The sequence below is a fragment of the Caballeronia sordidicola genome, from assembly GCF_000729995.1.
Taxonomy (GTDB): domain Bacteria; phylum Pseudomonadota; class Gammaproteobacteria; order Burkholderiales; family Burkholderiaceae; genus Caballeronia; species Caballeronia sordidicola_A.
The window spans coordinates 1-18,575 of sequence record NZ_JNFG01000009.1; the positions used below are offsets into that span (position 1 = coordinate 1).

General features: G+C 58.8%; 15 protein-coding genes and 1 pseudogene. 14 read left to right on the forward strand and 2 right to left on the reverse strand.

Annotated features, from left to right (window positions below):
• Window positions 1–571: 571 nt before the first annotated feature.
• The 11 genes and pseudogenes from FH08_RS0109425 to FH08_RS48265 all read left to right on the forward strand — a co-directional run bounded on the left by FH08_RS0109425 (window position 572) and on the right by FH08_RS48265 (window position 12,202).
• Entirely contained in the window at window positions 572–1,321 is a 750-nt protein-coding gene (locus FH08_RS0109425) for an electron transfer flavoprotein subunit beta/FixA family protein (protein WP_031358087.1), read from the forward strand.
• A 13-nt stretch (window positions 1,322–1,334) separates the two neighbouring features.
• Window positions 1,335–2,267, forward strand: coding sequence for an electron transfer flavoprotein subunit alpha/FixB family protein (locus tag FH08_RS0109430; RefSeq protein WP_031358088.1), 933 nt, complete (start codon window positions 1,335–1,337; stop codon window positions 2,265–2,267).
• A gap of 17 nt (window positions 2,268–2,284) precedes the next feature.
• A complete protein-coding gene (locus FH08_RS52505) occupies window positions 2,285–2,431 on the forward strand; it encodes a hypothetical protein (protein WP_160172449.1) in 147 nt (48 codons plus the stop codon).
• 25 nt (window positions 2,432–2,456) lie between these two features.
• Window positions 2,457–3,476, forward strand: a complete 1,020-nt coding sequence (gene bioB, locus FH08_RS0109440; RefSeq protein WP_031358089.1) for a biotin synthase BioB — start codon at window positions 2,457–2,459, stop codon at window positions 3,474–3,476.
• The gene (locus FH08_RS0109445; RefSeq protein ID WP_051888015.1) at window positions 3,476–4,771 is read left to right on the forward strand and encodes a cytochrome P450; all 1,296 of its coding nucleotides are present in this window, start codon (window positions 3,476–3,478) and stop codon (window positions 4,769–4,771) included. The genes bioB and FH08_RS0109445 overlap by 1 nt, the downstream gene beginning before the upstream one ends.
• Window positions 4,772–5,057: 286 nt before the next feature.
• A complete protein-coding gene (panC, locus tag FH08_RS0109455) occupies window positions 5,058–5,891 on the forward strand; it encodes a pantoate--beta-alanine ligase (protein WP_031358092.1) in 834 nt (277 codons plus the stop codon).
• 448 nt (window positions 5,892–6,339) lie between these two features.
• The gene (locus FH08_RS0109460; protein ID WP_031358093.1) at window positions 6,340–7,353 is read left to right on the forward strand and encodes a DUF2889 domain-containing protein; all 1,014 of its coding nucleotides are present in this window, start codon (window positions 6,340–6,342) and stop codon (window positions 7,351–7,353) included.
• 1,061 nt (window positions 7,354–8,414) lie between these two features.
• A pseudogene (locus FH08_RS0109475) lies at window positions 8,415–8,651 on the forward strand (3-oxoadipyl-CoA thiolase); the annotation flags it as partial.
• Window positions 8,652–8,658: 7 nt separating this feature from the next.
• Entirely contained in the window at window positions 8,659–10,185 is a 1,527-nt protein-coding gene (locus FH08_RS0109480) for a 3-hydroxyacyl-CoA dehydrogenase (RefSeq protein WP_031358096.1), read from the forward strand.
• Window positions 10,186–10,786: 601 nt separating this feature from the next.
• Window positions 10,787–11,722 (forward strand): LysR family transcriptional regulator, encoded by a 936-nt coding sequence (locus FH08_RS0109490; RefSeq protein WP_326928946.1) that lies wholly within the window; start codon window positions 10,787–10,789, stop codon window positions 11,720–11,722.
• Entirely contained in the window at window positions 11,723–12,202 is a 480-nt protein-coding gene (locus FH08_RS48265) for a DUF2889 domain-containing protein (protein ID WP_152602774.1), read from the forward strand.
• On the opposite strand, the gene FH08_RS0109500 is transcribed toward FH08_RS48265, so the two are convergent.
• Window positions 12,193–13,038 (reverse strand): SDR family NAD(P)-dependent oxidoreductase, encoded by an 846-nt coding sequence (locus tag FH08_RS0109500; protein ID WP_160172450.1) that lies wholly within the window; start codon window positions 13,036–13,038, stop codon window positions 12,193–12,195. The two genes, FH08_RS48265 and FH08_RS0109500, sit on opposite strands and share 10 nt — an antisense overlap.
• Window positions 13,039–13,691: 653 nt before the next feature.
• On the opposite strand from FH08_RS0109500, the gene bioA reads away from it, so the two are divergent.
• Complete coding sequence (bioA, locus tag FH08_RS0109505) at window positions 13,692–14,849, forward strand: adenosylmethionine--8-amino-7-oxononanoate transaminase (protein WP_081889417.1); 1,158 nt, start codon at window positions 13,692–13,694, stop codon at window positions 14,847–14,849.
• A 31-nt stretch (window positions 14,850–14,880) separates the two neighbouring features.
• On the opposite strand, the gene FH08_RS49365 is transcribed toward bioA, so the two are convergent.
• Window positions 14,881–16,341, reverse strand: a complete 1,461-nt coding sequence (locus FH08_RS49365; RefSeq protein ID WP_051888025.1) for an ISKra4 family transposase — start codon at window positions 16,339–16,341, stop codon at window positions 14,881–14,883.
• 80 nt (window positions 16,342–16,421) lie between these two features.
• Between FH08_RS49365 and FH08_RS0109515 the strand changes: the two genes are divergently transcribed.
• Complete coding sequence (locus tag FH08_RS0109515) at window positions 16,422–17,258, forward strand: Ldh family oxidoreductase (protein ID WP_268810823.1); 837 nt, start codon at window positions 16,422–16,424, stop codon at window positions 17,256–17,258.
• Window positions 17,259–17,313: 55 nt separating this feature from the next.
• Window positions 17,314–18,522, forward strand: coding sequence for an MFS transporter (locus tag FH08_RS0109520; RefSeq protein WP_051888027.1), 1,209 nt, complete (start codon window positions 17,314–17,316; stop codon window positions 18,520–18,522).
• The last annotated feature ends 53 nt before the right edge of the window (window positions 18,523–18,575 follow it).

Here is an 18,575-nt window from a genome sequence, read left to right on the forward strand (position 1 = left end):
CCACGAAATGGGCATCGAGACAGGCATCGATCTCGACGCTCTGCTCGAGGCGGCACAAGTCGCGGAGCGCGTGTTTGACCGGCCGCTTGCGGGCAAACTCATGCATGCGGGGCGCCCGAATCGGCACTGAATTGAGAGAGCCTCATGATCTCAGCTCATACGGTGCGAGCGCAAACTGTTATCAAGTGTACCCATGCATCTGCCTCCCTCCCGCCTATAAACGAATTGGGTTATGTCTCAGTAACGTCTCAGTAACCCGGAAGAGGTGAAATTCAAAGCTGACTAACGCTCCGGACTCCAGTTCCAGGAAGTCCACTTCTGAATGGCGTCGGGTTGATGTACGTGATCAAAAATGGGCTGGGAAAGGTGCCGGCAGAAATGCGATATCTGCACAACCACCGTTTTCACTCATTGATGACATAAGTAATCCCAACCATACGATCTTTTCCAGGGTCGCCATATTGCTATAGAACCGCTGGCAGTCGGTGCCCAGCTTGGGATGATTGCAATCACTATCGCCGAACCCTGATGATTCGTCGGTTCGAGTCCGTTTTAGAGTCAAGGAGAAAATGTGAAGATATTGGTCCCGGTCAAACGCGTGGTCGACTACAACGTCAAAATTCAGGTCAAGTCAGACCGCACAGGCGTGGACATCGCCAACGTTAAGATGAGCATGAATCCCTTTGACGAGATTGCCGTCGAAGAGGCTGTGCGCCTGAAGGAAAAGGGTGTGGCGACGGAAGTCGTAGTCGTTTCCTGCGGGCTCGTCCAGTGTGAGGAAACGCTGCGCACCGCGCTGGCAATTGGCGCCGATCGCGGCATCCTGGTCGAATCCACCGGGGAACTCCAGCCGCTGGCGGTGGCGAAACTGCTTAAGGTTCTGGTGGATCGGGAGCAGCCAGGCCTTGTCATCCTCGGCAAGCAGGCGATTGACGACGATTGCAACCAGACCGGTCAGATGCTTGCCGCGCTCGCCGATCTGCCGCAGGCTACCTTCGCCTCCAAGGTCGAGCTCGTCGACGGCAAGGCTCAAGTCACGCGCGAAGTCGATGGTGGCCTGGAAACGCTGTCCTTCACTCTACCGGCGGTCGTCACTACCGACTTGCGCCTCAACGAGCCGCGCTACGTGACGCTGCCCAACATCATGAAGGCCAAGAAGAAGCCGCTGGAACGTCTGAGGCCGGAAGACCTTGGTATCGACATTACCCCGCGCATCAAGACCCTGAAAGTCTCCGAACCACCGAAGCGCGGAGCCGGCATCAAGGTTCCGGATGTGGCCGCGTTGGTGGACAAGCTCAAAAACGAAGCGAAAGTGATCTGAGGAGTTGCATCGTATGGTTGCACTTGTTATCGCGGAACACGACCACAAGGTCGTCAAGGTGGCCACGCTCAATGCAGTCACCGCTGCTCTGGCGTGTGGTGGCGAAGTCCATGTTCTTGTGGCCGGCGCCGATGCCGGGGAGGTCGCCCAAGCCGCAGCCCAAATTGCGGGCGTGACCAGAGTGATCCACGCCGACAGCGAAAGCTTCGCGCACGGGCTTGCTGAAAACGTGGCGGCGCAGGTGCTCGACATCGCCCACAACTACAGCCACATCCTCTTTGCCGCCACGGCCAGCGGCAAGAATATCGCGCCGCGCGTGGCGGCCAGTCTGGACGTGGCCCAGATCAGCGAGATCATTCGAGTCGAGAGCGACGACGTGTTCGACCGTCCTATCTATGTCGGGAATGCGGTTGCAACGGTGCAAAGTGGCGATGCTACGAAAGTGATCACCGTACGTACCACCGGCTTCGCCGCGGCCGCGGCCTCCGGTGGTTGTGCCGTGGTCGAAGCAGTCACCCCGGCGCGTGACAGTGGCAAATCGCACTTCGTTGGCAGCCAGATCGTCAAGAGCGACCGTCCGGAACTAGCTGCGGCGAAGATCGTCGTCTCAGGCGGCCGTGCTCTAGGCAGCGCCAACAAATTCGATGAAGTAATCAAGCCGCTGGCTGACAAACTGGGTGCCGCGGTGGGGGCGAGCCGGGCGGCCGTGGATGCGGGCTATGCACCGAACGACCCGCAAGTCGGGCAGACCGGCAAGATCGTGGCCCCTGAGTTGTACATCGCTATTGGCATATCGGGGGCGATCCAGCATCTCGCCGGAATGAAGGATTCGAAGGTGATCGTGGCGATCAATAAGGATGCCGAAGCGCCAATTTTTAGCGTGGCCGACTATGGCCTGGAGGCTGATCTTTTTGTCGCTGTGCCAGAACTGGTCGCGGCGCTTTAAGTAATCGGGAGGCGCAGATGAAGCCATTGATCCTTTCCGAGCAGAAGTTCGATATCCGGAGGCTCTTTCGCAGTAAGGCAAGCGGCCGCTGCTACGACTTGGTGGCGCTTACTGCGACTGCAGCTAACTATCTCAATCTCGCTGTCATCCAGGCGGCGCTGTGACTTCTCACCTAGCAAGCGAGCGATAATGAATACTACTGCCGTTATCTCAGTTGCATCATTACGTGGTGAGAGACCGCGTGCCCAATCGAGCACAGCCAACCAACCAGCACGGTGGCAAACGGAAGCGATCGAAGCGCTCTACGCGCTGCCCTTCATGGATCTGCTGTTTCGCGCTCAAGAGGTCCATCGCAGTCATTTTGATGTGAATGAAGTCCAATTGTCGACGCTCCTTTCTATCAAGACAGGCGGGTGTGCGGAGAATTGCGGCTACTGTCCGCAATCAGCGCATTTTGATACAGGCGTCGAGGCGAGCAAACTCATGCCCCTCGGCGAAGTTGTAGAAGCTGCTCAGGCGGCGAAGGAACGAGGAGCCACGCGCTTTTGCATGGGCGCCGCGTGGCGTAGTCCGAAGGATCGCGATATTGAACGCGTCGCAGCCATGATTCGCGAAGTGAAAGCGATTGGGTTGGAGACGTGCGTAACGCTGGGCATGCTCGAGGTGAATCAGGCTTATTCCCTAAAAAAGGCAGGGTTAGACTACTACAATCATAACCTCGACACTTCGCCCGAGCACTATGCCAAAATTGTCAGCACACGGACTTATCAAGATCGTCTCGATACGCTGTCGAACGTTCGCGACGCAGGCATTAAGGTCTGTTGCGGCGGCATCGTGGGTTTAGGCGAATCGCGTAGTGAGCGGGCTGGCTTGATCGCACAACTTGCGAATCTGGATCCCTACCCGGAATCGGTTCCGATTAATAACCTTGTGCCCGTCGTGGGCACGCCGCTCGCCAATACCGATCCCATCGATCCTTTTGAATTTGTGCGCACAATTGCCGTCGCCCGAATCACCATGCCACGAACCATGGTGCGCCTGTCGGCCGGCCGTGAAGACATGGACGAAGCCTTGCAGGCCCTGTGTTTCCTGGCTGGCGCGAACTCAATTTTCTACGGCGACAAGCTGTTGACCACTAGCAATCCGCAGATCGAGCGCGACCAGTTGTTGTTCGTCCGCTTGGGATTGCGCGCGCAGGGACGGATGTGATGAGTGCCGTGCTCGCGCCGACAAAGGGTTTGCCGCTTGGTCGACCGATGGTCGACGCTGCCTTCCTGCAGGATCCCTATCCCACCTACCGGGTGCTTCGGGAGGCGGGCCCAATCCACTGGGCCGATGAATTCTTCGGCGGCGCCTGGATCTTGACGCGTCACGAGGACGTTGCCGCCGTGCTGCGTGATCCTTCCTACTCGGCGCGCCGTACCGGTGGCTGGGTGATGCGTGGTCGAGAAGGGGAGCGCGAGGAGCTTTGCCCGTTCCAACGGCTCTTTAGCCGTGCCCTACTATTTCTCGATGCCCCGGATCACACGCGCTTGCGTCAGGTGCTCAATGCGGGGTTCCGCCCGCAGGCGTTGAGTTTGTACGCAGTACATATCAAAAAGTATGTGACCGATCTGATTGAGTCGCTCGACAATTTGTCCGAGTTCGATTTTATCGAGAAAGTCGCGAAACCCCTGCCAGCGCGAGTTATCGCTAAAATCCTTGGTATGGATGGCGATGAGCGGTCAGAATTCATTGAGTGGTCTGATGACCTGGCAGCTTTTATTGGCGCACCGCAGCCGACTCATGAACTGACCCGACGTGCGCAGATCAGCCTGCTGAAAATGAGCGCCTGCTTTGAACAATTGTTGGCAACCCGCCGGCGCGGCGAGGCGGGAAATGATCTGATCGGTCAACTCCTGGAGGCGGAACGTGCTGGCAAAATCGGAACCGGAGAGGAGCTGCTGGCGCAATGCGCAATGTTGTTGTTCGCCGGCCAGGAGACGACAAGAAATTTACTGGGTAACGGCCTGTATGCATTGCTCAGCCATCCGGCACAATGGCGTCGCTTACAGGAAGAGCCGGCATTGTTGCCGAACGCCCTACGTGAGTTGCTCCGCTATGACAGTCCCGTTCAGTATACGGGGCGCCGCGTGGCAACAGACCGAGTGCTTCATGGACGTAAGCTTGAGCGCGGTCAGCTGGTTATCGCGTTGATCGGAGCGGCCAATCGTGACCCAACGCGTTATAGCGATCCAGATCAATTGGACGTTACACGACAGCAAGGCTCGCATCTCTCATTTGGCCACGGACCGCACGTCTGCATTGGGGCAGCGCTGACATTGATGGAAGCGGCGATCACCTTTCGCGCATTGTTGGAAAGGTCGCCCCGACTCACACTTGCCGAAGCTGCGCCGGTATGGAGCGGCAACCCTGTTTATCGCGGGCTGCGTACGCTGCCAGTCAGAAACGCGTCGAAGAAACCAACCGGAACGGTGGCAACTCCAGTTCATGTAGAGGTATAGATGGAAGCTGTGCGAACGTCGCTACGTGTTGTCGCCGAAACCTGGTTCGTTCCGAATCGAGCCATTCCGGTCCGAGTCCGGTCATTCAGGAAAGCGGGGTCGAGAAACGGGCGTTATGTGCAGGTCGAAGCGTCGGCTCCGACCGGTTGCGTAAAGATCTATTTCTTCCGCCACGACGATGGCGCGTGGCGCGTATTTCCTCCTGCTGCGATGTCCGGCGATGAATCTTGCGTAATTCGTTAAGTGGTTTTGAGAATCGAATTGCAGCAGCTAGATCTGGCAAACCATGAAAATTGTCCGTTCAATCCATGAACTGCGTGACCAGTTGCGCGGCCAGAACAGAACCGCCTTCGTCCCGACGATGGGCAACCTGCACGAAGGGCATTTCTCGCTGATGCGGCTGGCGAGCCAGCACGGCGATCCGGTGGTCGCGAGCATTTTCGTGAACCGGCTGCAGTTCGGGCCGAACGAAGACTTTGACAAATATCCGCGTACGCTGCAGCACGACATCGAGAAGTTGCAGAAAGAAAACGTATACGTGCTGTTCGCGCCGACGGAAACGGATCTGTACCCTCAGCCGCAGGAGTACCGCGTGGATCCGCCGCAGGATCTCGGCGGCATTCTTGAAGGCGAGTTCCGGCCGGATTTTTTCCAGGGAGTATGCACGGTCGTGATGAAGCTGATGTCGTGCGTGCAGCCGCGCGTCGTAGTGTTCGGCAAGAAAGACTACCAGCAGTTGATGATCGTGCGGCAAATGTGTAACCAGTTCGCGCTGCCGACGGAAGTAGTCGCTGCCAAGACCGTACGCGACACTGACGGCCTCGCACTCAGCTCGCGCAACCGGTTTCTCTCTGCCGCCGAGCGCGCTGAAGCGCCCATGCTTGCCAGGACCTTGAATCGCGTGCGCGGTGCGGTGCTAGCCGGCAACCGAGACCTCGCGTCGATCGAAAAGGAGGCGCTGGACTCACTCGTCCAGCGCGGCTGGAAACCCGACTACGTGGCCGTTCGGAGGCGCTCAAACCTGCTTCCACCCGACCTTGCCGGCACCGACGTGCCGCTCGTCGTGCTCGCCGCGGCCAGGCTCGGCACTACGCGCCTCATCGACAACCTCGAGATTTGAGAGACGAAGGACATGCAGCGAACCATGCTGAAATCGAAGAGATCAAGGCTGCCGAGCAGCAGTCGCTGCAATCTTTTCATCGTATGCGGAAGTGGCTCATTCACGAGCGGAGATCGAAATGGAAGCAGATGAGACGCAGGTTTGCAGAAGAGGGTTTCATCTTTCCGGTGGGACCTTATAGAGTTAAGATGGGGAATCGTTGCTCTAGACAACAACTCCGAAGTACCGATCACCCTCATACTCGGAGGGTTCGAATCAGCGTACCTCGGACAGCTAACAGCCACCGCGTCGAGAAGTCCGAATTGCAAAAACGGGGGTGGTCATAGATTGAATCTGGCCTCTACATGTTTCTTGGCTTTCTTCCTCAAGACTGTACGATCAAAGTGACGGACGTTAGCGCTGAGATCGCCTGAGGCGAGCGGTCATTTACAACGACAGGATTTCCCCGATGCCCACCTTCCTCCCTCCTGCCCCGCGCGCTTCGACCGGGCACGCTCCGTTGCGCCGCGCAGGTTCTGTGCGCCGCACCTCGACCATCGACGTCAGCTGGCCCTTCGGTCGAGGACAGATGAGCTTCGACGCCCGTGCCCGCGATCTGCTGACACCCGCGAACGCAGACGCCGCACGCGTGCTGGTCTGGGACCAGGTCCAAGCGAGGCTGTCCGCCGACCGCACTGTTGAGGCGATTACATGCCAGCCCGTGCGGCCCGGACTTCAGCAACTCGTGGGCGCGCGTGGCGGAGGTCATCTTCGCAGAGCGCTCGACGATGCGCTGCCTGAAGAGCGCGCAGCCGGCAGCCCCCTCTACCTTCTGGTTGACGACTTTGCCGGCGTGAGCCTCGTCGCGCCTTGGGCATGGCAGCACTGGCCTGAACTAACGAACGACGCCGCCGGGCCGCCGCTCGACCCCGAGCGTGTTGTGCGGGCACAGCGTGACGGGCCGGTGGAGGGTGTCTGCATCGGCTTTCGACCGGGCTCTTCAGCTCTGCAAAGCAATCCTCGTGCGCTACAGAATTGCGCCGACGTGCTGCCGCTTCCTAATCCCGCGGATTCCTTCAGTTGGCACGAACTGCCGCTGTTTGAAGGCATGTCGATGCGTCGCTCGCGACGTATCGACGTGTGGCGCGACGGCGATCAAATCTGCGTCGATGCGATGTTCCAGGACAGCGCCAGCACACCGGCTGGCACGCGCAAAGCCGTCCACGAGTACAGCCTCGAAGTCAGCGCCAATGCGCACTCGCTGAGACTCACTCGCGTGCATGCCACGCCGCGCATCCTGCCATTCCCGGAATGCCCCTCGGCCGTGCAAAACACCGACCGGCTAATTGGCGTGCCGCTACGCGAGCTTCGCGCAGCTGTGCTCGAACATCTGCCGAAGACGCTCGGCTGTACTCACTTGAACGACGCATTACGCGCGCTGGCCGAGGTGCCGATGATGTTCGATGCACTAAACGCAGCGTGAACTGAAATCCAAGCATCTACGCAGGGCACCGCTGCTCACGGCGCTTCGCGCTGCGACTATGCTCCATGCCGCTCAGACAAGGAGGGCGATTGGTAAAGTGCTAGAGAAATACCGATCGTTGGAATGGGGTTGGTTCCCGATCTCGCCGCTGCCCGGCTCAATCTAATGAACCTGCATCACGGTCTTCGCGATAGCTGACCATTGGGAGGGATCGGTCGTCAGGCTGAGCAGCTCCGCGATCGCAATCCTGTGAAACGGAAAAGTCAGTTTGCGATGCTGTTGCTCTTTCCGCGCTTGAATGAACATGGAACTAAGCAGGAGAAGAACAAGCCCTCGGCCGGTCGCGGTGCCGAGGAGAGCGGCAGTCGCTGCCTTAATGCTTCCGCTGCCGTCACGCTTCGCCGGCCGCTGACTTGGGGCCAAAGTGCGGGATGTCTCAGCAAGCCCAACTGTGGGGCTTTTGAGGGACCGGCCCGGAACTAGTCTGCGGCCCTTAGGAGGCAGCCTCGCTCACTTGCAAACCATACCCAGAACCTTCGGAGCCAGATATGTCGACGACTAATCATGAACAATTGCGCCTTCAGGCTGCCAGACGTGCCAACGAGGAAGACGCCTCTCTGTGGCGCTGGTTTTGCGAGCTATACGATGAGGGCCGAATAAGATGGTGCAAGGCGGCTAAGGGTTGGCTGGTGAGCGTGGACCACAAGCACCTTTCGACGGAACAGGAATTCGATGCTGCTATCAGAGTCGCGCGGCAACGTTACTTCTCCGGAGGTCGGCAACGATTGTCAAATTCCTCTCGCTTTCTCAACGGTGACATGGCTCCCGAGTTGGCCACTGAGAGCCACGAGAAACGCCGATGCACGGACTAGGGCGACGGTCTCAGGAATATAGCCGCATCCACGCGAGATCAGACTAGCCGAACTTGTTCTTGCTGCGCATCTCATCCGCTTTTCGAACTGATTATTGAGGATAACATGGTCAATGTTTTCATTTGCGACGCGATTCGTACCTCGATCGGCCGCCATGCCGGCGCGCTCTCGGCAGTCCGCGCCGACGAGGAAGCCTACGCGGCGCAAGGTCTCGCGGTGCGGCGCCTGCTCGGCGTCCCCGACGATGATCCTCCCGTGAATCCAAACGGCGGCGCGATCGCGCTCGGGCACCCGCTCGGTATGAGCGGCGCGCCTCTTGTCACCGCAGCCAGCTACCAGCTCCGGCGCAGCGGCGGCCGCTTTGCGCCCGGCACGATGTGCATCGGCGTGGGGCACGGTATCGCGATCGCGATCGAACGAGTCTGAGGTCAAAATGAAGAACGTCCAAGCCGCAAAGATTGGAATCGTAGGGGCTGGAGCCATGGGGCAGGGCATTGCCCAGATCGCTGCGGTTGCGGGCCTGGAAGTCCGGCTGATGGACATCGATACCGCAGCATCAGCACGCGCGATTACCGCGATCAGCACCATACTCGACAAGCTTGTAGCCAAAGGCAAACTCAGCCCGGAGCAGGTGCAAACAGCACTGCGACGCATTCATCCGGAGAGTTCCGTCGGCGGACTCGCCGATTGTGATCTGGTGATCGAGGCGATTGTCGAGAAGCTGGAAGTGAAGCAGGCGCTGTTTTCTCAACTTGAGGAAGTCGTGCGCGATGACGCGGTGCTCGCGTCGAACACGTCGTCATTGTCTATCACGGCGATTGCCGTGAATTGTCGTCATCCGGAGCGGGTTGCAGGCTATCACTTCTTCAACCCGGTGCCACTTATGAAAGTCGTGGAAGTGGTGCGCGGACTGCGTAGCAGCGATGCCACGATCGACTGGCTTGCCTCGCTCGCGGCGCAACTGGGACATAAGGCGGTCCGCTGCCGCGATATGCCGGGGTTCATCGTGAATCATGCAGGGCGTGCGCTCAACACCGAAGGGTTGCGCATCGTTCAGGAAGGTGTGACCGACGAGCCCACCGTGGACGCCATCGTGCGTGAGCAAATGGGTTTTCGAATGGGACCCTTTGAACTGCTGGATCTGACCGGGCTAGACGTGTCGCATCCCGTGATGGAGTCGATCTATCGACAGTTCTATGACGAACCGCGGTTTCGGCCGTCTCCAATTACAGCCATCCGTCTTGCCGGGGGGATGCTGGGGCGCAAGAGCGGCACGGGCTTCTATGAGTATGAGGGTGGAACGAGGGTGTCGAAGCCGGTCGTCGCTCAGGAGAGGGCTGCATGGCAGCCCGCGGCAGTTTGGGTGAGTTCTCGTCATCGGGAGGAAACGAAGCGTGTGCTGGACTTGCTGCAAGCGTTGGATGTCAAAGTAGAGACGAGCATTGCGCCCAGTGACGAGGCCTTGATCATCGTCACGCCGCTCGGCGAGGACGCGACAACGTGTGCGATTGCAGAATCGCTTGACGCCACACGCGTGGTGGCCGTGGATACATTTTTTGGATTCGCCAGATCCCTACGGCGTGTGATCATGCCCAGTCCCGCTACACGTGTGGACGTGCTTGCGCGTGCTCAGGCGCTTTTCGCGATTGACGGCGTACGCGTGTCCACGATCCGCGACTCGGGCGGTTTCGTAGGTCAACGGATGATTGCCAGTATTGTTAACACGGCCTGCGAAATCGCGCAGCAGCGGATTGCGACGCCAGAAGACATTGATGCTGCTGTGCGGCTTGGACTCGGTTATCCGCTAGGGCCGCTGGCGTTGGGCGATCGCTTCGGCGCGAAGCGAATTGCTGCAGTGCTGAAGGGGATGGTTGATGTTTACGGCGATCCGCGCTACCGCACCGGGGTTTGGTTGGCTCGCCGGGCTGCCCTGGGTCTGCCGTTAGGTGTTCCGGACTGATGGGAGCAGCAACATCGCCGACTGCACGGCAGCTATCGTCTCAAGTAGGCGGAGATAGCGCTTTGCCGCAGTTGCTTTTACCGCGAGCTTTTACCGCGAGGCAGTCTGCACGGCACTCGGAATCAGTAAGACGACGCCATGGGGAAAATTGAACGGGGCTGCAAGTCGCAAGTAAAAGTGAAAAGACACGGGGATTTCCGGGCAACTTCCGGCGGCGCGAGTTCACGTCGGGACGACATCGACGGCGTGATCGTGCAGATCGCGCAGCGAGATCAACAGGCAAAGAAACGGCAGCGCAAACCTCGCCAGCGGTCTGTGATAGTCAGTTAAACGAACGGACATCCAGTGCCGGTTCGCCGCGTTCGCGCAGGTCGATGAGGCGGGGTGGGAGGCGGACCTCGCGTTCGTCGATGAAAAAGGCAGTTCGCGGATTACGTGTCGACCCAGACCCGGGCTTTGATTGCTGCAGGGGCAGCGGTCAGGGCGTCAATGCGGATCGCCTTGTCTACAGGCAGTTGGCGCGGCTTATTCGGGCAGGCAGGCTTTGTAAAACAGCAGTAACTGAGGCCATATCTGGCTATACATGGACACATTGGATTGCATGCAACTGTTCGTTCGGGTCGTGGAGACCGGCAGTTTCACCAAGGCAGCAGAGCGCGCGTCGGTCACCACTCCACAGGTGTCGCGGGCGGTCGGCGAACTGGAGTCCCGGCTGCGCACGCGGCTTTTAAACCGAACAACACGGCGCGTTTCATTGACCGAAGCAGGACAACGCTACTTCGAACGCTCAGTCGCGATTCTGTCTTATGTGGAAGAGGCCGAAGCGGAGGCGGCCGACGCCCGGACAAAACCTTGGGGAAAGCTACGGATTCACGCGACGTTAAGCTTCGGCCAGCACTATTTGCCACCGCTGATCGCCGAATATCATCAGCGGTTCCCGGACGTGGCGACACAGCTCGTCCTCGCGCAACGGACACCCGACATCGTCGAAGAAGGCTACGACATCTCAGTAGCGGTCACGCGGCAATTGCCGGATTCATCGCTGATCGCGAACCGCATCGGCACCACTCATATTATTCTTTGCGCTTCGCCGGAATACCTCGCGCAGCGCGGGGCGCCTGGTGGTGTCGAGGACCTGCGGCAGCATACGTGCTTGCACCTGACGTTGCCGGACGTTCCGGCCAGCCATTGGCCGCTGGAAGGACCTGACGGCATTGTCGTTCACCAGTTCGAACAGACGCCGTTCCAGGTCAATGCAGCAGAAGCACTCGAGGGCGCGATTGGCGCCGGCATGGGCATCGGCCCGCTGCCGGTGGCAGTTGCATTGCCCGGCCTGCGTGGAGGAACGCTCAGGCAGGTTCTGCCTGATTATCGGTTGTCAGGCAATCATATCTATGCGATTTTCGCGTCGAGACACTACGTGGATGCGAAGATCCGGACGCTGGTCGAACTTCTCAAAGAGGCTGTCCCGCTTGCACTGAAGAAGCATGATCTCGAAGTGAAAATGCTGAGCGAGAAGAACGGCATAAATCGGTAAGTGTCGGAGTACGACCACACCCTGATCGAGTGCGCGGGCCGATTAGAAGCTACGCCTTTTGCCCTCGGCGTCCTCACACGTTACCGAATTGCGCCGAAGTGCTGCCGCTTACTAATCCCTCAGATCCCTTTTGGCTGGTACGAACTGCCGCTGTATGGAGGCATGTCGATGCGTCGCTCGCGACGTATCGACGTGTGGCGCGACGGCGATCAAATCTGCGTCGATGCGATGTTCCAGCACAGCGCCATCACACCGGCTGGCACGCGCAAAGCCGTCCACGGGTACAGCCTTGAGGTCAGCGCGGATGCGCACTCGTTGAATCTCACTCTCGTGCTCGCAACACCGCGCATCCTACTATTCCCGGAATGCCCTTCAGCTGTGGAAAATACCAACCGGCTAATTGGCGTGCCGCTACGCGAGTTTCGCGCAGCCGAGCTCGAACATCTGCCGAAAACATTCGGACTTAATCGTTATGCCTGAAGCATTCCGCCATCGACGGTGATCGCTTGGCCAGTCAATCCTCCGGCCTGTGACGAAACCAAGTATGCCGCCATCGCGGCGATCTCGTCTGGTTCAATCAAGCGGCCAATAGGGATGCGTTTTAGCATCCCGGACTTGACCGCGTCAATCGATGTGCCAGCCAGCGCAGCCTGGGTTTCCCAGAGCCCTGCCAGCATCTCCGTCCGCACAGGCCCAGGACAAATGGCGTTCACTGTAACTCCAGTTTTAGCAAACTCCATTGCGACACAGCGGGTAACGCCAATCACCGCGTGTTTCGACACGCTATATGCGCTCTGATTGGCGCCCCCTCTTTTACCTGCGGTGGATGCAAGGTTTACTATACGTCCGTACTGGCGCGCGAGCATTCCGGGTAACGCCGCTTGCATAAGATTCACGGTGCCAAATAGGTTCACGTCCAGCAGCCGCTGGAAATCCTCAGTGCATAGCGTCAAAAAAGGGGCGGACATATAGAGTCCTGCCGCGTTTACTACGATATCCGTCTTCCCAAACTCTGAGTTCACGCGTTCGATAGCAGCGAAGCACTGCTCACTGCTGGTCACATCAAGAGAGAGCGTAGCTGATCCCGAGCCAACCTCGGCCAGTTTGCCTAAAGTATCACCCAAAGCCGCTGCGTCACGATCGGTCGCCATCACGCGTGCCCCTTGGCGGCCCAATTCGATTGCAATCGCGGCTCCAATGCCCCGCGCGGCTCCGGTTACGAGTGCAGTCATGCCAAGTAGGGGGCTTGCGATGCTGCTCGGCGAAGTTTCGGACCGCGGATGCGTTTCGGCATCTGACTTTTTAACATTGTTCATGTAATCGTCCTCTCGTTCAAAGCGCCACATAGTTAATAGCGCTAGCGCGGCAAGGCCACACTTTCGATAAATCTTCCTTAGCTTCACAGTCGTCCATAAGAACTCGACCGGGACATCACCATCTTCCGGGATGGTAGCGGAACTCAACTGGTTGGAGCGCTCAAGAAGCGATATGCAAACACCAGCTCGTACCAGGTTGCGATCGGGGGCGCCACGTACAAGTTTGGCTCTGTACCTACCAGAGTATCTTACGCTAGTGTGGAGTACGGCAGCGTAAGTGCGTTAGCAGGTGCGACGGCACGGTTCAGCAATGTCAATGGCGGCGCTTGATGGTTGTTGACGACAAAGACACTCGTCGGCGCGGCTTATGATATGCAAAAAAGGAAGCAGCGTGACGACTGAAAATGGATCCAGCATTTAGTACTTCATTTAGATTAGTCTTATTGTGGACTACATCCTTCGAAAGCGCACCGACTTATACGTCGACGGTGCGTTCCAGGAGGGCGGGTACTTCGCAGTGGGCGCTATGGTTCGACGCAGTGCGTGGCCGCAGTCGCGACGAGCCCGCGTATATCTTTTTGTGGAGAAACGCAAGCTTTTGCGGCTTGCGTGAGGTCGTCGGCATTCGCGTGTGCGCACGTCAAGGAATTGTTATGAACGCAAGAGCTAATGAAGACTGGGTCGCGCGATCACTCGCCGCCATATGGCACCCATGTACTCAGATGAAACATCACGAGCGCGTGCCGCTCGTGCCCATCGCGCGTGGCAAGGGCGCATGGCTGTATGACCATGAAGGACGCCGCTATCTCGACGGGATCAGTTCGTGGTGGGTCAACCTGTTCGGCCACTCGAATCCAAGTATCAATGCGGCGCTCAAGGATCAGCTCGACACACTCGAACATGCGATGCTCGCCGGCTGCACCCATGAACCGGCGGTGCTGCTTGCGGAGCGTCTCTCCGCGTTGACCAGGCATACGCTGGGCAATGCATTTTATGCGTCCGATGGCGCGTCGGCAGTCGAGATCGCGCTGAAGATGAGCTTTCACTATTGGCGCAATCGCTGGCAGTCTGATAAGAGCGAGTTCGTGTGCCTCGCGAACAGCTATCACGGAGAAACGATCGGCGCGCTCGGCGTGACCGATGTCGCATTGTTCAAGGACGCCTACGATCCGCTGATTCGTCACGCGCATGTGGTCACGTCGCCGGATGCAAGGAAGAGTGCCGATGCCGTGCAACAGGCGCTCGCGGACATGCGCGCGCTCTTCGAAGTGCGATCGCAACATCTCGCGGCGGTGATCGTCGAGCCGCTGGTGCAGTGCGCGGCCGGCATGGCGATGCACGATCCGTCGTATCTGACGGGACTTCGCACACTCTGCGACGAGTTCAGCGTGCATCTGATCGCCGATGAAATCGCCGTCGGCGGTGGTCGGACCGGCACTTTCTTCGCGTGCGAGCAGGCTGCGATCTGGCCGGACTTCGTCTGCCTGTCGAAGGGCATCAGCGGAGGCTACCTGCCGCTGTCGATCGTGCTCACGCGCAACGAAATCTACGGCGCGTTCTACGACGATGACCTCACGCGCGGCTTCCTGCATTCGCATTCGTACACGGGCAATCCGCTCGCGTGCCGCGCGGCGCTCGCGACGCTCGATCTTTTCAAAAGCGCGGATGTATTCAACGAGAACCGCCGCAAAGCATCGCTGCTACGCACCGCGTTGCATCCCTTGACCGATCATCCGAACGTGCGGAACCTGCGCGAGCGCGGCACTATCTTCGCCTTTGATGCGGTGATCGACAACCCCGCGCAAGCGTAAACGAGAGTGAACCAAACCGTGGGAGGTCAATTCATGCCGCGCGGCGTGCACTCGGCGAGTTTTCAGCTGCAGAAGTCTTGTTCAACACGGCAAGTTTCTCAACCGAGAATTCTTCGTTGAGAACAGCAACTCTGACCTGTGCCAGGCAGTGCGCTCCCTCGTCGGTCCATCGCATTTGTTGCTTCTTCGCCATGCGATGGCTGACCATTAGGTTCACTGCGGACTCTGCAATGCTGCTGCTGATCGGTAGCCCCTTGTGATAGCGCATTCGATAGTTCACCAGCGTACCGGCGTTGTTCTCGATGTAGAAGTATAGGCGGCCCAGGTTCCAGTACAACGTCGAGTGCTCATAGCCTTCCTTCTCCAACAGTGTGGCATCCAGGGACTTGATGCGGGACGCCGATCGCCGGCTCTTTCCATGCCAAACCAGCCACTTGGCGTGATCGATCTCTGTCTCTACAGCGATTCGCTCTTCGGGCTCAATCGCCCGGCTTCCTAACACCGAGTTCTTGGCAGCCTTGAACTTCATCGCGATGTGAAACCAGTCCAGGATCCTTCCCCGAGCGAGCTGGCTGCCGTCCACAGCCTTGCCAAATTCGCCAGCGTCATCGCTGATCACGGTGACTCGCTCGTCTGGAGCCACGCCGCTTGCAAAGAGAAATTGGTCCAGCCGCGCGGGCGCCGATGGCACCAGCTTATGCACGTACGCGAAGAGACGCGGGGTGCGATCAGCAAGAGTTGCACGGCCCGCAACGATGCTGACATGTCGATCCCGCGGCAAGTTTTGCGCCCAAGGCGATTTCAGCTCCGCAAGGTCGCGCGCCGCTTTGCGGCTCTTGGGGCTGCTGCTGAAGCTCAGCCACGCCGAGTCGACGCTCACGCAGCCGACGGTGGTCGATTCGCGAAGCTGCTCTGCGCTGACCGCTTTTGGTCCAGAGGCGATATCGCGCTCGATCTGCGCGTCCAGCGCCCTACCGATGGCGAGGATCCGACGGCGAGTACTACCGAAGGAAATCCCTTTGTCCAGCGGAAGGACCTCTCGAAGCAGCTCAGTGGCCTGACGGTAGGGTAGATGGGCGGCCCATTTGGCCTGCAGGTACTCCAATTCCGGGGTCACACGCCGGTGAACGGCCTTGCACAGCGGACTCACGGAGCGGCGCGGTTGCCCTTGCTTTGCTGCGCAGCTACACGCCCACAGCCTCGGACTCGGCACGTCGACCTTGCCAAACACGGTTCGCACCACGATTGAGCGGGCATCCTTGTGCGCCAGCATCGAGCCACAACGATCGCAAGCCAATTGACGTTCCATCCACCCAGCAGTCTGCTCTGACACCAGTAACGATTGAACCTCAGCGAGCAAGGCGCGACCTTCGGCAAGTGTGAGTCCCAGGTCGGCGACGCTCCGGTCCTTTCGTTCCACAACAGCAACGGTCGTCGCTTCAGTCCCACTCGTTTCCCCACCTTCCAGGCGGGCCTCGATGATCAGTCGCATGGCAACTCCGATCGTTTGGCAACGTCGGCAGCATAGCTGATACAGCGAGCGTACCGGGCGGCCTTGCTGGGCTCTTCTCGTTGGAAACTTCGCAGACTCCAAGCGGCGTATCCCATCGGGTACGGCGTCGTCTCGTCGTCTATGACGGCGGTCAAGTCGACGGAAATAGCCTCCCACGGTTTGGTTCACTCTCTTCGGACTGTAAGCAAAAATGTCACTGCAACGGCGCATCGGCCCGATATTTCGAGGCTCCGTCGGTGACACATTTAATTTGGTCTACGTCCGGCGCGCATACGAAAGCGGTCGCGCCATTTGGCGGCAAACAAGGGCTTTTTAGTCCAAACCCGTTCGCCTTTGCGTTCCCGACCACGCAGTTCCCTGTGCTTGTCGATACCTGCGCGTCCATCACGACGGTATCAATGACCCGACAAAAGACTGCCGCCGGCGAGCTTTTTGATCACCCCTGGCTGCTTGATGCCGATGGCAGGCCTACGCGCGACCCGAGCGTCATGGAGAGACCGACCGAGCGGGGCAGCCTGATGTTGCTCGGCGGCGCCGAGTCGGGTCACAAAGGGTTTGGGCTGGCGCTGATGGTTGAGGCGCTGACGCAGGGACTGTCCGGCTTTGGCCGACGCGATGCGCCAACGCGCTGGGGCGCAAATGTTTATCTGCAACTCATCGATCCCGATGCGTTTGCGGGTCGTGCCGCCGCGCTCGAACAGATGGACTTTCTCGCAGAACAATGTCACGCGAACGAGCCAATCGACCCGAGTAATCCGGTGAGGCTTCCCGGTGAGCAGGCTTCGCGCAATATAGAGAGGCATCGCCGCGACGGGGTTCCTGTTTCTGCCTCGACAGTCGCGACGTTGCGACACTGGGCCGAAAAACTTGGCGTATCAGATAGTTTGTTATCCTGAATAAATATAATTGTATCGGAAGAGACGAAGAGCCATAAATAATAGGAGACGCGTCGTGAAGGAGAATCTAATCGTCAGTGCGATACCGATTGGCATTGCTGCGACAAAACGAAAGACCAACGTGCGTTGGTTGATGCTTGGGTTGGTGTTTGTCGGGACGATCGTGAATTACCTCGACCGCACGAATATGTCCATTGTCGCGCCACTCATTTCGAAAGAGTTTGCGATTAGTCCCGTGGCGATGGGTTTCCTCTTCTCCGCGTTCTCCTGGGCATTCGCTGTCGCGACGTTGCCTGGCGGCTACTTCCTCGATCGTTTTGGCACAAAAATAACCTACGGCGTGTGCCTGGCTGGCTGGTCGCTCATGACTGCCGTCCTGTCTCTTGCGGGCGGGTTCACGTCGCTCTTCGGCCTGCGCCTGGGCGTCGGCGCCGCGGAGGCGCCGGCATTCCCCGCCAACAACAAGCTTGTTACGGCGTGGTTCCCGCAGAAGGAACGCGGGGTGGCGGGCAGTGTCTGCTCGATGGGTGTCTACCTGGGCTCGGCTTTCCTTACGCCCGTCGAGTTCATCGTCGCATCGTCGTTCGGGTGGCGCGCCGTGTTTTTGCTGTCCGGCGCACTGGGTCTTGTCTGGGCGATCGTCTGGTTTATTGCTTATCGGGAACCGAGTGGTAGCCGGCGGGCAAACAAGGAGGAGCTTGCCTACATTCGCGAGGGGGGCGGTGTTGTCAGCAGTCCCGCGAAGGGCGAGCCGTTTCGCTGGGACCATTTTCGCAAGCTGGTCACTTTTCGTCAGATATGGGGCGTATGCATTGGGAAGTTTGCGGCGACCACCACGCTCTATTTCTTTCTGACCTGGTTTCCGACTTACCTGATTCAGGCACGAGGCATGACCATGCTGCACGCGGGTGCTGCATCGATCGGCCCCTATCTAGCCGCAGCTGTCGGCGTGATGTTTGGCGGCTGGTGGGGCGACTGGATGATCGGGCGTGGCATCAGCGTGAATTTTGCGCGCAAGGCGCCGATGGTCATCGGGCTGCTGCTGACCGGTGCAATCGTGCTGGCGAATTTCACCAGTTCGAACCTCCTGGTGATTGTTATATTGTGCTTCGCATTTTTTGCACAGGGGATGTCATCGACAAACTGGGTGGTGGTGTCGGAAATTGCCCCACACAATCTCGTCGGGATGACCGGGAGCGTAGTGAGTTTCGCAGGCAATCTCGCCGGCATCATCACACCGATCACAATCGGGTACATCGTGTAAAAGACCGGCTCGTTCGAATCGTCGAACGAAAGTAACGTACTTAGGGCGATGCG

What these genes read in the sequence shown, in the direction of transcription:
- FH08_RS0109430 (WP_031358088.1), top strand. Translation starts at nt 1,335, where the DNA reads ATGGTTGCACTTGTTATCGCGGAACACGACCACAAGGTCGTCAAGGTG.
- FH08_RS52505 (WP_160172449.1), top strand. Translation starts at nt 2,285, where the DNA reads ATGAAGCCATTGATCCTTTCCGAGCAGAAGTTCGATATCCGGAGGCTC.
- bioB (WP_031358089.1), top strand. Translation starts at nt 2,457, where the DNA reads ATGAATACTACTGCCGTTATCTCAGTTGCATCATTACGTGGTGAGAGA.
- FH08_RS0109445 (WP_051888015.1), top strand. Translation starts at nt 3,476, where the DNA reads ATGAGTGCCGTGCTCGCGCCGACAAAGGGTTTGCCGCTTGGTCGACCG.
- panC (WP_031358092.1), top strand. Translation starts at nt 5,058, where the DNA reads ATGAAAATTGTCCGTTCAATCCATGAACTGCGTGACCAGTTGCGCGGC.
- FH08_RS0109460 (WP_031358093.1), top strand. Translation starts at nt 6,340, where the DNA reads ATGCCCACCTTCCTCCCTCCTGCCCCGCGCGCTTCGACCGGGCACGCT.
- FH08_RS0109480 (WP_031358096.1), top strand. Translation starts at nt 8,659, where the DNA reads ATGAAGAACGTCCAAGCCGCAAAGATTGGAATCGTAGGGGCTGGAGCC.
- FH08_RS0109490 (WP_326928946.1), top strand. Translation starts at nt 10,787, where the DNA reads ATGCAACTGTTCGTTCGGGTCGTGGAGACCGGCAGTTTCACCAAGGCA.
- FH08_RS0109500 (WP_160172450.1), bottom strand. Translation starts at nt 13,038, where the DNA reads ATGAACAATGTTAAAAAGTCAGATGCCGAAACGCATCCGCGGTCCGAA.
- bioA (WP_081889417.1), top strand. Translation starts at nt 13,692, where the DNA reads ATGAACGCAAGAGCTAATGAAGACTGGGTCGCGCGATCACTCGCCGCC.
- FH08_RS49365 (WP_051888025.1), bottom strand. Translation starts at nt 16,341, where the DNA reads ATGCGACTGATCATCGAGGCCCGCCTGGAAGGTGGGGAAACGAGTGGG.